The 13,160-nt window shown below is 63.4% G+C and carries 14 protein-coding genes; 8 read left to right on the top strand and 6 right to left on the bottom strand.

Features of this window, described 5'->3' with window-relative positions; all coding sequences use genetic code 11:
- The first annotated feature begins 169 nt into the window (after positions 1 to 169).
- From NKJ01_RS10035 to NKJ01_RS10025, 3 genes are all read left to right on the top strand, one after another.
- Complete coding sequence (locus NKJ01_RS10035) at positions 170 to 1,195, top strand: LacI family DNA-binding transcriptional regulator (RefSeq protein ID WP_352727634.1); 1,026 nt, start codon at positions 170 to 172, stop codon at positions 1,193 to 1,195.
- Positions 1,196 to 1,469: 274 nt separating this feature from the next.
- Positions 1,470 to 2,945 (top strand): esterase-like activity of phytase family protein, encoded by a 1,476-nt coding sequence (locus NKJ01_RS10030; protein ID WP_352727633.1) that lies wholly within the window; start codon positions 1,470 to 1,472, stop codon positions 2,943 to 2,945.
- Between the two features lie 349 nt (positions 2,946 to 3,294).
- Complete coding sequence (locus tag NKJ01_RS10025; RefSeq protein ID WP_352727632.1) at positions 3,295 to 4,767, top strand: MATE family efflux transporter; 1,473 nt, start codon at positions 3,295 to 3,297, stop codon at positions 4,765 to 4,767.
- Positions 4,768 to 4,786: 19 nt separating this feature from the next.
- Here the strand turns inward: NKJ01_RS10025 and NKJ01_RS10020 are convergent, their stop codons facing one another.
- On the bottom strand, positions 4,787 to 5,995 hold the full coding sequence (locus NKJ01_RS10020) for an MFS transporter (protein WP_352727631.1): 1,209 nt from the start codon (positions 5,993 to 5,995) through the stop codon (positions 4,787 to 4,789).
- 194 nt (positions 5,996 to 6,189) lie between these two features.
- On the opposite strand from NKJ01_RS10020, the gene NKJ01_RS10015 reads away from it, so the two are divergent.
- The gene (locus NKJ01_RS10015) at positions 6,190 to 6,765 is read left to right on the top strand and encodes a TMEM175 family protein (protein ID WP_352727630.1); all 576 of its coding nucleotides are present in this window, start codon (positions 6,190 to 6,192) and stop codon (positions 6,763 to 6,765) included.
- Between the two features lie 3 nt (positions 6,766 to 6,768).
- Here the strand turns inward: NKJ01_RS10015 and NKJ01_RS10010 are convergent, their stop codons facing one another.
- On the bottom strand, positions 6,769 to 7,050 hold the full coding sequence (locus tag NKJ01_RS10010; RefSeq protein WP_352727629.1) for a hypothetical protein: 282 nt from the start codon (positions 7,048 to 7,050) through the stop codon (positions 6,769 to 6,771).
- A gap of 157 nt (positions 7,051 to 7,207) precedes the next feature.
- On the opposite strand from NKJ01_RS10010, the gene NKJ01_RS10005 reads away from it, so the two are divergent.
- Positions 7,208 to 8,074 carry an SDR family NAD(P)-dependent oxidoreductase gene (locus NKJ01_RS10005; protein ID WP_352727628.1) on the top strand — a complete coding sequence of 289 codons (867 nt, stop codon included), beginning with the start codon at positions 7,208 to 7,210 and terminating at the stop codon, positions 8,072 to 8,074.
- 3 nt (positions 8,075 to 8,077) lie between these two features.
- Here NKJ01_RS10005 and NKJ01_RS10000 read toward each other — a convergent pair whose 3' ends face one another.
- Entirely contained in the window at positions 8,078 to 8,503 is a 426-nt protein-coding gene (locus NKJ01_RS10000) for a low affinity iron permease family protein (protein ID WP_352604145.1), read from the bottom strand.
- Between the two features lie 338 nt (positions 8,504 to 8,841).
- Positions 8,842 to 8,997: a YjiS-like domain-containing protein gene (locus NKJ01_RS09995; RefSeq protein WP_352727627.1), complete on the bottom strand. Its 156-nt coding sequence runs from the start codon at positions 8,995 to 8,997 to the stop codon at positions 8,842 to 8,844.
- Between the two features lie 235 nt (positions 8,998 to 9,232).
- Between NKJ01_RS09995 and NKJ01_RS09990 the strand changes: the two genes are divergently transcribed.
- Positions 9,233 to 10,102, top strand: coding sequence for a LysR family transcriptional regulator (locus NKJ01_RS09990; RefSeq protein WP_352727626.1), 870 nt, complete (start codon positions 9,233 to 9,235; stop codon positions 10,100 to 10,102).
- A gap of 46 nt (positions 10,103 to 10,148) precedes the next feature.
- Here NKJ01_RS09990 and NKJ01_RS09985 read toward each other — a convergent pair whose 3' ends face one another.
- Positions 10,149 to 10,790, bottom strand: a complete 642-nt coding sequence (locus NKJ01_RS09985) for a DapH/DapD/GlmU-related protein (RefSeq protein ID WP_352727625.1) — start codon at positions 10,788 to 10,790, stop codon at positions 10,149 to 10,151.
- Between the two features lie 83 nt (positions 10,791 to 10,873).
- The gene (locus NKJ01_RS09980; protein ID WP_352727766.1) at positions 10,874 to 11,332 is read right to left on the bottom strand and encodes a CreA family protein; all 459 of its coding nucleotides are present in this window, start codon (positions 11,330 to 11,332) and stop codon (positions 10,874 to 10,876) included.
- A 264-nt stretch (positions 11,333 to 11,596) separates the two neighbouring features.
- Between NKJ01_RS09980 and NKJ01_RS09975 the strand changes: the two genes are divergently transcribed.
- Together NKJ01_RS09975 and NKJ01_RS09970 are read left to right on the top strand one after the other, a co-directional pair.
- A complete protein-coding gene (locus NKJ01_RS09975; protein ID WP_352727624.1) occupies positions 11,597 to 12,175 on the top strand; it encodes an SCO family protein in 579 nt (192 codons plus the stop codon).
- Positions 12,176 to 12,185: 10 nt separating this feature from the next.
- Positions 12,186 to 13,058: a 50S ribosomal protein L11 methyltransferase gene (locus NKJ01_RS09970; protein ID WP_352727623.1), complete on the top strand. Its 873-nt coding sequence runs from the start codon at positions 12,186 to 12,188 to the stop codon at positions 13,056 to 13,058.
- Positions 13,059 to 13,160 lie beyond the last annotated feature (102 nt).

Below are 13,160 nucleotides of genomic sequence, written 5' to 3'. Positions count from 1 at the left end.
CAGACCGATCGTCACGGCATTCACGGCATGGCCGTAAACGTTTTTCCGTAAACGTTTACGAGAACACACCCGAAGGCGTAGAATGTCAATTGGTCGCTCGCGAAAATCGTCTTGTCGTCTTGGCCTCGGCGGCTGCCGGTGCTAGCCAGGCAAGGGGGAGAACAGTCACTTGGCATCCAGCATTCACGACCTTGCCCGTCACCTGAACATTTCGATCGGCACGGTGTCGCGCGCCCTCAACGGCCGCGCCGACGTCAATGCCGACACGCGCCAGCGCGTGCTCGAAGCGGCAAGGACACTCAACTACTCGCCGAACCAATCCGGCCGCAGCTTGCGGCAAGGCGCCACCCATTCGATCGCCTTCATGATGCAGCCACATCCGGGCGACCAGCAATATGGCGAGCCGTTCTTCATTCCGCTCCTGATCGGGCTGCAGGCGAGGCTCGCCGAAAGCGGGCTCGACCTGATCGTGGTGATGGGCGCTCCCGGCGACTACCAGCAGGAGCGCCTGCGCCGTGTCGTCGAGACGCGCCGGGCCGATGCGGTGGTGCTGGCCTGGACGCGGCGCGAGGACGAGCGCATCGACTATCTCACCCAGGTCGGTTTCCCATTCGCCACGCTCGGGCGCAGCCGCTCCGGAGCCAAGTCCTACCCTTCCCTCGACCTCGATTTCGAAAAGGCCGGAGCCGATGCGGTCGACCGCCTCGTGGCGCGCGGCCACCGCCGCATCGCCGCCATACGCCCGTCGCTCGACCTCAATTTCGGCTATCTGTTCCTGACCGGCTACCGCAAGGCCTTGCGGCGGCATGGCATCGAGGTCGACCCCGGGTTGATTGCTTCCGGCTTCATCAACGAGGCTGCCGGCTACGAAGTGACGCCGCAGGTGATGCGCTCCAAGGACCCGCCGACCGCCATCATCTTCAACAATGACGCGATGGCGCTTGGCGGCTGCAAGGCGCTGGCCGAGATGGGCATCAGGCCGGGTCACGACATGGCGGTGACCGTTATCGTCGACACGCCGCTCTGCCGCTACTTCTCGCCGGCGTTGACCGCTTTCCGCCCGGCGCTGGAGCCGATGGGACAGCGGCTCGCCGAAATGCTGCTGGCGTCGCTGCCCGGCTTCGCCGGCCCGGATGGTCCGCGAATCATGCGCGAGGTCTGGCCGCTGGAGCTGGTGGCGCGCGACAGCGATTGATGCTGTGCGCTTCGATCGACGCGTTCGGTCAACCGGCTTCTCGCCAGCCTCGGCCAATTCCATGAATGTCCGGGAATGACAAGTCTCGTGCGAGGACTGCGCATTCGAGATGTCGGCCGTCGGCCAGAGCCTGGCGAAGCATCGTGCGCTGTCACGCAAGCATCATGTTCGCGCCGTAGACCGCGTTTCGGGAGCGCGCGGCATCATCGTTGCACCTCTTGCAGCTTTTCGTCCTGCGGCCGCTTCGGCTCATCTGTCTCAAAGAGGTTCATCCATGAAACACCTGCACCGAACCGCGTCGCTCGGCGTCGCGCTGGCCTTGTTCACCGCCTTGACGCCGGCTCTCGCCGACAGCACCGCGACGATCGGCGGCCTCGTCAACAAGGGACTGGTCGGCGTCGGCCGCATCCCGGCCGCCCAGCGCGACAAGTTCGGCGAGACCTTCGGCTCAGGCTCCGGCATGTCGATCGATACCACCAGCTGGACGCGTGATGCAGGCCGCTACAAAGGCTCGCTCTGGCTGCTGCCGGACCGCGGCTACAATGTCGTCGGCACCACCGACTACCGGCCGCGCCTCAACACGATCGGGATCGAGTTTACCCCGGCAGCACCAGGCACCGCACCGGCTGCCGGCCAGGAGCAGACAGGCGTCAAGGCAACGCTTGCCGACACCATGCTTCTCACCGACGACAAGGGCGCCAATGCCACCGGCCTCGATCCGCTCAACGGCGTGCGCGCATCAAGCGGCGACATGCCGATCCTGCCCGAAGCCAACGGCAAGCTGGCGCTCGACAACGAGGCGATCGCGCGCCTGCCCGACGGCACAATGTTCATCTCGGACGAATACGGCCCCAACATCTACCGGTTCTCCGCCGACGGACATCTGCTGTCGGCGACCCAGCCGCCCGCCGCTCTCGTGCCGATGCGCCACGGCGCGCCGAACTTCGCCTCCGACAATCCCGGCCCGGGTGCCGCGGAGCCGGATCCGAAGGATCCCGACACCGGCCGCCAGAACAACCAGGGCCTCGAAGGCATGGCTATGACGCCCGACGGCAAGTTCCTGATCGCCGTGCTGCAGTCGGCGGCAAGGCAAGACGGCGGCGATTCCGCCTCTACCCGCCAGAACACAAGGGCGCTGGTCTATCACGCTTCCGACCTCGCCCACCTAAAGCTGGCGCATGAGTATGTCGTGCCGCTGCCGGTATTCAAGGATGCCAAGGGCAAGACCAAGATCGCGGCGCAAAGCGAGATCGTGGCATTGTCGGATCAGGTCTTCCTGATGTTGGCGCGCGACAGCGGCAACGGCCAAGGCGTGAAAGGCGACACCTCAATGGTGCGCCAGATCTTCGTCGTCGACGTCTCGGCCGCGACCGATATTGCCGGCGGCGCCTTCGATGCCGCCGACAAGCCGCTGGCGCCTAAGGGCCTGCTCGACCCGTCGGTGACGCCGGCAAGACTGACGCCGTTCATCGACATCAACGACACTGCCGAACTCGGCCGCTTCGGCCTGCACAACGGTGCGCCAAACAACAGGAACAACCTGTCGGAGAAGTGGGAGGCGATGTCGGTGGTCAGCGCGCTCGATCCGAAACTGCCCGACGACTATTTCCTGTTCGTCGCCAACGATAACGACTTCCTCGCCCAGGACGGCTTCCAGGTCGGCGCGCCCTACAAGGCCGAGGACGGCGCCGATGTCGACACCATGTTCCTGGTCTACCAAGTCACGCTGCCGGGTCTTGCCAAGAAGTAGCGACAACACAAGGGCGGGCGCGCCGAGCGCGTCCGCCTGAGCAGATCGCGAAGGCTTGGTTCAATATCTCCGCATTCCCTCGGTTCGCCCCGCATCGATCGGCTCGGCCGTCCTGTTCGACACCGCGTTGATCTTGCCGTGGCCGACGGATTGGACGCACGAAGACCGGCGCACATCGGGACATGCCCCCCGGCTATCCAAGATCAGCAGGAATGCAGCCCAGGTACCAGGGATCAATATGCCATTCCTGGAGTTTTGAGAAAATGATTGTATCAAGCATGACCTGTCCCGTGGAATCGGCGATCATCGTGGACCGGACTTGAGATAAACCTTCGCCGAGTTGCCCGACATGGACGAAATAATGCCCTCGCGCCGGCGCACCGGCGACCTGACCAGCGGGCCGATTGCGCGCACGCTTCTGCTGTTCGCACTGCCGGTGCTCGGCTCCAACGTGCTGCAGTCGCTCAACGGATCGATCAACGCCGTCTGGGTCGGCCGTTTCCTCGGCGAATCGGCGTTGACCGCCACCTCCAATGCCAACCTCGTCCTGTTCCTGATCCTCGGCACGGTGTTCGGCATCGGCATGGCGGCGACCATCCTGGTGGCCCAGTCGGTCGGCGCCCGCGACCTGCCGGAGGCGCGCCGCATCGTGGGCACCAGCGCCACCTTTTTCTTCCTGGTCTCGGTGGTTTTCGCGGTCTGCGGCTGGATCTGGGTCGACGCCATCCTGGGCGCGCTGGGCACGCCCGCCGACGCCCTGCCGCTCGCCCGTTCCTACCTGCGCATCATCTTCATCGCCGTGCCGATGATGAACCTTCTGTCCTTCGTCATGACCGTGCTGCGCGGTGCCGGCGATTCACGCACGCCCTTCTTCTTCATGGCGCTGGCCGTCGTCCTCGACATCGTCCTCAACCCGCTGCTCATCCGCGGCATCGGGCCGTTTCCCGAACTCGGCATCGCCGGCTCCGCTACGTCCACGCTGATTGGCCAGACGGTGAGTGTGATCGCCATCCTCATCGTGCTCTACGTGCGCAAGCATCCGCTGCGGCTGGCCGGCGCCAATCTCGCTTTGCTGCGGCCCGACCCCACCTTGCTGCGCATCGTCGTCTTCAAGGGCGTTCCGATGGGGTTGCAGATGATCGTCATCTCGGCAGCAGCGCTAACGGTGATGGGCATGGTCAATTCCTACGGTTCGCAAGTCGCTGCCGCCTACGGCATCGCCGCGCAGCTATGGACCTACATCCAGATGCCCGCGCTCGCCATCGGTGCCGCGGTTTCCTCGATGGCGGCGCAGAATGTCGGCGCCGGGCGCTGGGACCGGATCGGCCGCATCGCGGCGTCCGGGGTCGGCTTCAACCTGGTCCTGACGGGCGCACTGGTTGCCGTGCTTTCCGTTTTCGACCGCCCGGTGCTGAGCCTGTTCCTGAGCAGCGATAGCGCTGCGATCGACATCGCCAGCCACGTCAACACCATCGCGTCGTGGTCGTTCATCCTGTTCGGTGTCACCATCGTGCTGTTTGCCACGGTGCGCGCCACAGGCGCCGTGATGCCGCCGTTGATCATCCTGGTGATCTCGGTGCTGGTCGTACGCACCGGCTTTGCTTATTCCATGCGCGGCGTGCTCGGTGAGGAGGCGCTGTGGTGGAGTTTTCCGGCCGGCTCGATCACCTCGCTGGTTCTGGCAGCGGCCTACTACCGCTTCGGCGGCTGGCGCACCTTGCACATGATCGAGAACAGGCCGGCTGCCGGCGAGCCACCGGATACCGGGCTCGGCGTGCCGCGCCAGCGCGCCAACATGGCGCCCGAAATGCCGAACGGCTGAGCCCGAGCGTCGCCTCGTCTCAACGCCTGTGTTTCAACCCGAAGGCCAGCGCCACCACCGCAAATATGATGATCATGCCGGCGAAGGCCAGGCTTGCGGCGATAGAATTTGCGTAGGTCGAAACGATGCCGATGCCGATGACGGGCAAGGCATTGCCGACAAAGCAGCAGATGAAGAAGCTGGACACCACCTCCGCACGGCGATCCTGCGGCGCGATCTCGTTTACCACCTGCAGGCCACCACGGTAGCCGAGCGCCGCCGCCACGCCGCAGCAGGCTGTCGCCGCGATCATCAACGCCAGCGAAGCCAGTATTTGCGCCGCCACCACCGCCAAGACGCTTGGGATCATCAATGCCAGCGCGGCCAGCATGGCTTTGTTGCTCGTCATGTGCATCAGAACCACGATGCTGATCGCGGTGACGATCGCCAGTTCGAAGAACAGCGCGCCGGCGACGGCGTGGTTGGTCTCATGAAGCTGCTGCGCCAATATGCTCGGCGCCACTGCCGCATAGAAGCCGACGAGCGCCATGGCGCCAAAGCCGGTGACCGCCGGCGCGACGAAGCGCGCGCGGATATCCTCCGGGACGGAGAGTTGCGGCCGGATGGAAACGTGCTTGAGGCCGCCCGGCTTCGCAACGGTTTCGCGGGTGTGCCAGACCAGGATCGTCACCACCGCGAGTGCCGCCAGATAGACGATGAAGACCAGCCGCAACGGCCATGGCTCGTACTCAGCCAGAAGTCCTGAAATCAAGGCGCCAAGACCGAGGCCGAGGAAATTCGTGCTGGTGGCGATGACGCTGGCGCGCGACTTGTCCGCGCCCGGAAGAAGCTCGGCAATCCATGCGGTTCCGGTCCCCGCGCCAACCCCGATGCCGAGCCCGCTCAGAATGCGGGCCATGCCCAGCGAGACGACGTTTCCGGCAAATAGGAAGACAACGGCGCTGATGATGGCGACAAGCATGGCCGCCAGGCTCGCGGGCCGGCGCCCGACAACATCCGAGACGCCGCCCAGCATCAGCAGTGCCGCCAGGTTGCCGACGACATAGACCGCGTAGATCAGCGTCAGCGTGATCTGTGAAAAACCGAATTGCTGCTTGTAGATGATGTAGAGCGGCGTCAGCACGGTGCTGCCGGCAAACAGCACCGCAATCATCGCGGCGATCGCCGGGATTGCAAGCGCATCGCTGCGAGTTTCATTGTGCGTACGGGCCAAATAGCGAATGGCCATGGGTCAACCTCATTACCGGTTTCGGGGATCGCGATCTTAACGCACGTTCATCCGCGACGTTCCGGCCGGCAGGCAGGTCTCCTGACGGCACGGTGAGCGTTGCCCGAGCGACAAGCTCGCTGTTGAGCACTCCATTCGAGAGATGGCGTCTTTGGATTTCGTACCGTAACCTGTGCCGGGAGGAGGGAGGACTTATGGGCAAAGGCAGGGTCGAGGCATTCACCGATGGCGTCGTGGCCATCATCATCACCATCATGGTGCTTGAGCTGAAAGTGCCGCATGGCGAGGATGTCGCAGCCTTGTTGCCATTGTGGCCGGTCTTCTTCTGCTACGTGCTGTCCTTCATCAATGTCGGCATCTACTGGAACAACCTGCACAACATGTTCCACACCGTGCAGCGTGTCGACGGCCGCGTGCTGTGGGCGAACCTCAACCTGCTGTTCTGGCTGTCGCTGATACCGGCGACGACGGCCTTCATGGGCGAGAACCACTTTGCGCCGGTGCCGGTCGCCATCTACGGCATCGACTTGGTGCTGTGCGCCATCGCCTATACGATTTTGGCCGCCGCGCTGCATCGCCTGCACGGCAACGACACCGCCTTTGCCAAGGCATTGGGCCGTGACCGCAAGGGAAAGATCTCGTTGGCTATCTACGTCGTAGCCGTCGTGCTGACCTTCGCCAGCCAGTGGATCGGCGTCGCACTGTATGTGCTGGTCGCAACGATATGGCTCGTTCCGGATACGCGTTTCGCACGGGTGCTCGAAAAGTAGTCTCTACTTGCGCATCGCTTTCAGTTTCTCCGCCACCGATGCGGCAAGGTCGGCATAGCGCTCCTCCAGCTGTTCCGCCGCCTTGATGATCGAAAAATCATGGCCGAACTTTTCCAGCGCCATGCGCAGCTTCTCGACGAACTCGGCCTGTTTTTCCAACGCCGAGAACAGCGTCTTCACCTGGGCTTCGCTGATGTCGGGGTTGGCCAGCATCTGCGGCACCTCGCGCCCCATCTGGTCACCGATGGTGGTCTGTTCCCTGAGAATTGCGACCCAGTCCGTCAATCAGGAAATCTCCGTTTGCCCCGGGCAAAAGCTCCTTTTGCCGGGACAACATGCGCAGCCTCGACCGGACTGGTCAACCCAAACAGGGCGATCAGAGGCTTGCGCAAGCCCGTTCGGGCGCTAAGTTCGGCGCCATCGAAAGAAGGAACCATCGCCCATGATGACCGACGCCGAGATCCAGACAGTCCTGCCCGCGCTTGGCCGAGGCAACGCCGCCGTCATCACTGGCGCCGCCAGCGGCATCGGTCTTGCGGCCGCCAAGCGGCTTGCGTTGATGGGCATGAAGATCGTGCTGGCCGACATTGGCGGCGCGCGCCTTGACGACGCCTCGCGAGCCGTCGCCGCGATTGCCGGAGATGATGCCGTGCTTGCCGTCGCCGCCGACGTTTCGAAGGCGGATGAGGTGGACCGCCTCGCCGAAAGGGCGTTCGGCGCCTTCGACGATGTGTCGCTGCTGATGAACAATGCCGGCGTCGGCGACAATCCCGGAAAGCCCTGGGAAAACCGCAATGCCTGGAAACGACTGCTGGACATCAATTTCTGGGGCGTCGTGCATGGCGTCGGGGCCTTCGCGCCGCGTATGCTGGCCTCGGCCAAGCCAGGCCTGATCGTCAACACCGGCTCCAAGCAAGGCATCACCACGCCGCCCGGCAACCTCGCCTACAATGTCTCCAAGGCCGCGGTGAAGACCTACACCGAAGGCTTGGCGCATGCACTACGCAACGAACCCGGCGCCCATGTCGCAGCCCATCTGCTGATCCCCGGCTTCACCTATACCGGCCTGACCGAAGGCGCGACGGAAAAACCGGCCGGCGCCTGGACCGGCGAACAGGTCATTGATTTCATGCTGGAATCGCTGACCAGGGGCGACTTTTACATCTTGTGCCCGGACAATGAGGCGGCGCGGCCGTTGGATGAGAAGCGCATGGCGTGGGCGATCGGCGACATCATCGAAAACCGCCCTGCCCTCTCGCGCTGGCACCCGGACTACAAGGAGTCGTTCGCGGCGTTCATGAAAGGCTGATCTTCAGGCCGCGTGCTTTTTCGACCCGCGCTTCTGCTCCACGGCCTTCTTGGCCGCCATGGCGGCGATATTCTCGTCATGCCGCTTCGCCGCACGCTCGCATTTTTCGCGGATTTCCTCGACTTCGGATTCGGTCAGGTGTTCGATACCGATGAAGTGGTTGTGGCCCTTGCCGACCCGGATCAGTTCGTCGAGTTTGGCCTGGATCGCTGCGCCGTCGCGGTTCTGGGTGTTCTGGATGAGAAACACCATCAGGAAGGTGATGATGGTTGTGCCGGTATTGATCACCAGTTGCCAGGTATCCGAAAAGCCGAAGAACGGACCGGTCATCGCCCAGACGACGACGATCAGGCAGCAGACGGCAAATGTCAGCGGCAGGCCGGCTACATGAGCGACCCAGTTGGCGATCTTGGTGAAATGCTTTTCCATCTATCGAAGTCCCTTGCCGCGCGATGAGAAACAATCGGCGACCGCTCGAGGTTCCCCGCGCAAACAATACAATTTAATGCACGCATATGGAGAATTGCGGCAAAGCCACACTTTATTGGTTTACTGGCACAGTAACGGTGCAGGCAAGAGTGCCTGTTCCTCCCGCTTCACAGCGGCCCCTTCCGCCGCGCCACCCCCGCATGGCGGAAGGGGTTTCACTGCGGAGAGTGCGCAGAGCGGTTCCCCTGAAGCGCCGGACGGCACCACGACCGCCAGATCCCGATGCGTGGTACCGAGCGATCTTCCCAAAGCACCATCATCTGCCCGCCTCCATTGTCTCAAAGTCGCAAGCTGGCGTGGCGGGCACGCTCGCGGATCTCTTCGCGAGAAATGCCGGCGTCCGCCAATGTGCTGTCCGGGGCCCGCCTCAAGCTCGCAAGCGTCCGGCGATAGGCAAGCCAGCGGGCGAAATGGAATCGAAGTTCATACAACATGATCGTCTCCTTTGGCGCGCAAAGTGGCCGCGCGCTCGGGTTGGTCGAAAGCGCAAAGCATCTGCGCGAAGCGTATGCGAGATCGAAAGGATTGCGCTGGCTCGTCAACCAGCCGACGCGCTTATCGCCATCCTGCCAAGCAGGATTGTCCAATGCTTCCAATGCCTGCATACTTGCGCGTGATGCCGGCTTCGCGCTACAGCCACGGTCGCAAGGAGTTTTTCATTTCTGCAAAATGGACATCGGCTGGGACGATCTAAGATTGTTTCTCGTCGTTGCGCGGCTGGGTGGCTTGAGCGCAGCGACAGGAACCACGCGCCTCAGCGCAGCCACCCTTGGACGACGCGTCACCGCGCTCGAAAGGCAAATCGGTGAACCGCTGTTCGTGCGTCAGCAGACCGGCTACCGGCTGACCCCGGTCGGTGAAGAACTGCTGCGGCGCGCCGAAGACGTCGAGGCAGCAATGCAGTCGCTGACCCGCTGGCGCGAAGGAAGCCTGCCCGACCGCATTGTCCGTGTGTCGGCCGGGCCGTGGACTTCGGCCTTCATTTCCACCCATATCGGCGAGATCTGGACGGTCGACGACGGCATAAGGGTGGAGCTCGTCACCACCACCGACCGGGTCGACATCGGTCGCCGTGACGCCGACATCGGTATCCGCAGCGACCGCCCGACCGAGCAGTGGCTGGCCGGCCGTCAGAGCGGCAAGGTCGCCCACGCCATTTATTCCGGGCGCCACCTGATCAACGGCATCGCCGCCGGGTTGTTCGTCGGCGTCACCGGCGAAGGGGCGAACATTGCCTCGGCGCGCTGGCTACAAGCCCATCACGGCGACCGCATCGCCGTGCGCGGCAACAACACCCATTCGGTGCGCGAACTGGTGGCCGCCGGCGCCGGCCTTTCGGTCTTTCCCTGCTTCGTCGGTGACGGCGACCCGCGGCTGGTTCGCGTCGCTCAGCCTATCCCCGAACTCGAAACCGACCAATGGATCGTCACCCATCATGAGGAACGTCACTCCCCGCCGGTACGAAAGGTCGCCGACCGGATTGCCGCCTTGATGCGGGCGCACCAGCCACTGTTTCGTGGCGAGACGCCGATCCGTTAAGCCTCGGGCGTCGATTGGCCGCCAACTGAGCCGCATCTGCGGAAGGTCAGGCCCCCTCGTTTTCCCAGCGGTCAAGGAATGCCTCGATCGGCATTGCCTGCATGTCGGGAACCGCTCTGGCGAGCTTTTCGACCGGCCAATCCCACCAGGCGAGAGCTTCGATCCGGGCCGCGATGACGGCCGGAAAGCGAGATCTGAGCGCCTTCGCCGGCACGCCTGCAACGATTGCATAGGACGCCACGTCCTGTGTCACCACCGCGTTGGCGCCAATGACGGCGCCATTGCCGATGGTGACGCCGGGCATGATCACCGCACCATGGCCGATCCAGACATCGTGGCCGATGGTGACTGCTTTCGCCTGCCGCCGTGCGCGGAATGCAGCATCGACGCCCAGCCAGCGAAAATACTCGTTCGGCCGGTAGCTGACCTTGTGCTGTGTCAGCCGCTCGATGGGATGTTCCAGAGCATTGATGCGGCTGTTGGCGGCGATCGAGCAGAATTTCCCGATCGTCGTGTAGATCGCTTCCGAGTGGCGCTCGAAATAGGAGAAGTCGCCGACGCTCACCTCACGCAGCACCACCCGCTCGCCGATCGAGGCATAACGGCCGAGCCTGCACGCCTTCAGTTCCGCGGTCGGATGGATGCGCGGCTCGGAATCCTTCGGGACGAGATTTTCGGAACGATCCATGCCGGCGGCTTTACGTCAGAGCGATTGGTCCCGCAAGCGGGACCAATCGTCCGTCTACCGGTTCCGCGAAAGAGCTGAAGCCCCTATTGAGGCTTGCCTTTGCTCCAGACCACGTTCTGGCCGTAGAGCGGCACGGTGGTGACCGACATTTTGGCCGAGCCGTTCTGCACCTGGCGCGAATGCGAGAGATAGATCAGCGTCTCGTTGGGCTTGTCGTAGATGCGGTTCACCACCTGCTTCTTCCAGATCAGGCTGATGCCTTGCTTGAACACTTCCTCGCCGCGTTCGCTCATGTCGATGTCGCCGATGATGATCGGACCGGTCTGGCGGCAGGAGATCGAGGAATCGGACGGATCCTCGAACCAGTTGCCCTTGTGCAGGCGATCGATGATGCCGCGATCGAAATAGGAGACGTGGCAGGTCACGCCGTCCACCTTCGGATCCTTGATCGCCTCGACGATGATGTCGTTGCCGAGCCAGTCGACGCCGACCTTGCCGACTTCTTCGGCAAGGGCCGCACCGGCGCCGAGGACAAGGCACATGGCTAAGGCGCCACCGACCAGTTTTCGCCCAATCGATCCTTGCAAGGTAGCCTCCGGGGTTCGAGTTTGCCGGTCTCAGGTGGGGCGAAGAGCACGGCATTGCAAGCGGCGGCACCGGATGAAAACGCCGCATCCGCCATGGCCGGTTGCGTCAACGCGGCACCTTTGCGTGTACCCGGTCAAACCGCTAAGACTGTTCGCCGAACCAAGGGCTCGCCTGGTTTTGGCCGGCACGCCGAAGAAATTGCAAGACGGACCTTACTGATGATGCGTTCTATCCTGATCGGCATTCTCGTCCTGATGGCGGCCGGCATCGGCTGGCTGACCTTCGACTGGTACCGCGGCCACTATGGCGGCGAGCCTTTCGGCGCCGCCTTTACCCTGGTCGACCAGAAAGGCGCGCCGATCACCGAAGCTGCCTTCAGGGGCCAGCCCAGCGTCGTCTTCTTCGGCTTCACCCATTGCCCCGAGGTCTGCCCCACCACGCTGTTCGAGTTGGCCGGCTGGCTGAAGTCGCTCGGCGACGACGGCAAGAACCTGCACGCCTATTTCGTCTCGGTCGATCCGGAGCGCGACACGCCAGCGGTGATGAACGCCTATGTCAGCAATTTCTCCGACCGGATCACCGGCATCACCGGCGATCCAGACAAGGTCCATGCGATGGCCAAGTCGTTCGGCATCTACTGGAAGAAGGTCGACACCGGCGACGGCGACTACACGATGGACCACACCGCTTCGGTGCTGCTGCTCAACGCCAAGGGTGACTTTGCCGGCACCATCGCCTATGGCGAAAGTTCGGAAACGGCCATCACCAAACTGAAGCGGCTGGCGGCGAAGAGCTGATCACGATTTCATGACCCAGACGCGCCTCTACTTCTCCATCGGAAAGATCGAGTCGATCCGCATTTTCGCGGCGCTCGAGGCGGCCTTCGAGGATGAAGGCCTGCCGATCGCCCTGCTCGAGGTCGACGAGGACAAGGACATCCACGAAGTGTCGCTCTACGCCGATGGCGACGTCGATGCGGTCGAGGCCCGCTTGAAGGACGTCCTTGCCGGGCTTTCGCTGTCGAAGCCGATCGAGCGCGAGAGCCTGCCTGACATCGACTGGGTGTCACGCTCGCTGGAAGGGCTGAAGCCGGTGCGCGCCGGCCGTTTCTTCGTCCACGGCGCGCATGATCGCAAAAAACGCCATAGCGGCGAGTTCGCAATCGAGATCGAGGCCGGCCTCGCCTTCGGCACCGGCCACCACGGCACCACGGCCGGCTGCCTGGAAATGCTGGAAAAAGTGGTCCGGCGCGAGCACCCGCGCAACGCGCTCGACCTCGGCACTGGTAGTGCTGTGCTGGCAATTGCTGTCGCCAAGCTGGCGCGTATTCCCGTGTTGGCCACCGACATCGATCCGGTGGCGGTGAGAGTGGCGGCCGCCAATGCGCGGCTCAACCAAGTCAAGGCGCTGGTGGAAACGGTCACCGCTCCAGGCTTTCACCACCCGATCTTCGGCAAACGCGCGCCTTTCGATCTCATCGTCGCCAACATACTGGCACGGCCGCTGATGCGGCTGGCCCCGCTAATGGCCGATCACATCGCCCTCGGTGGCTCGATCGTGCTGTCGGGCATCCTCGAGCGGCAGCGCGATGCCGTCGTCTCGGCCTATGTCGGCCAGAACTTCCGGCATGTCAGAACCCTGCATCGCGAAGGCTGGGTGACCATCCACCTCAAACATTGAAGCCGAGAACGAGCTTGGACCAAGGTCCGCCGGTTGTCAGTCAATTGATGCCGTAGCAATTTGCCGCTGCCGGAAATCGATTCCGGTTTCCGCGACCGTACG

This window comes from Mesorhizobium sp. M0276 (assembly GCF_040321755.1).
Classification (GTDB): domain Bacteria; phylum Pseudomonadota; class Alphaproteobacteria; order Rhizobiales; family Rhizobiaceae; genus Mesorhizobium.
This window is presented reverse-complemented; position numbering and strand designations above follow the sequence as displayed.

What these genes read in the sequence shown, in the direction of transcription:
- NKJ01_RS10015 (WP_352727630.1), top strand. Translation starts at nt 6,190, where the DNA reads ATGGGCAAAGGCAGGGTCGAGGCATTCACCGATGGCGTCGTGGCCATC.
- NKJ01_RS10005 (WP_352727628.1), top strand. Translation starts at nt 7,208, where the DNA reads ATGATGACCGACGCCGAGATCCAGACAGTCCTGCCCGCGCTTGGCCGA.
- NKJ01_RS10020 (WP_352727631.1), bottom strand. Translation starts at nt 5,995, where the DNA reads ATGGCCATTCGCTATTTGGCCCGTACGCACAATGAAACTCGCAGCGAT.
- NKJ01_RS09970 (WP_352727623.1), top strand. Translation starts at nt 12,186, where the DNA reads ATGACCCAGACGCGCCTCTACTTCTCCATCGGAAAGATCGAGTCGATC.
- NKJ01_RS10025 (WP_352727632.1), top strand. Translation starts at nt 3,295, where the DNA reads ATGGACGAAATAATGCCCTCGCGCCGGCGCACCGGCGACCTGACCAGC.
- NKJ01_RS09990 (WP_352727626.1), top strand. Translation starts at nt 9,233, where the DNA reads ATGGACATCGGCTGGGACGATCTAAGATTGTTTCTCGTCGTTGCGCGG.
- NKJ01_RS10030 (WP_352727633.1), top strand. Translation starts at nt 1,470, where the DNA reads ATGAAACACCTGCACCGAACCGCGTCGCTCGGCGTCGCGCTGGCCTTG.
- NKJ01_RS09980 (WP_352727766.1), bottom strand. Translation starts at nt 11,332, where the DNA reads ATGTGCCTTGTCCTCGGCGCCGGTGCGGCCCTTGCCGAAGAAGTCGGC.
- NKJ01_RS09985 (WP_352727625.1), bottom strand. Translation starts at nt 10,790, where the DNA reads ATGGATCGTTCCGAAAATCTCGTCCCGAAGGATTCCGAGCCGCGCATC.
- NKJ01_RS09975 (WP_352727624.1), top strand. Translation starts at nt 11,597, where the DNA reads ATGATGCGTTCTATCCTGATCGGCATTCTCGTCCTGATGGCGGCCGGC.
- NKJ01_RS10000 (WP_352604145.1), bottom strand. Translation starts at nt 8,503, where the DNA reads ATGGAAAAGCATTTCACCAAGATCGCCAACTGGGTCGCTCATGTAGCC.
- NKJ01_RS09995 (WP_352727627.1), bottom strand. Translation starts at nt 8,997, where the DNA reads ATGTTGTATGAACTTCGATTCCATTTCGCCCGCTGGCTTGCCTATCGC.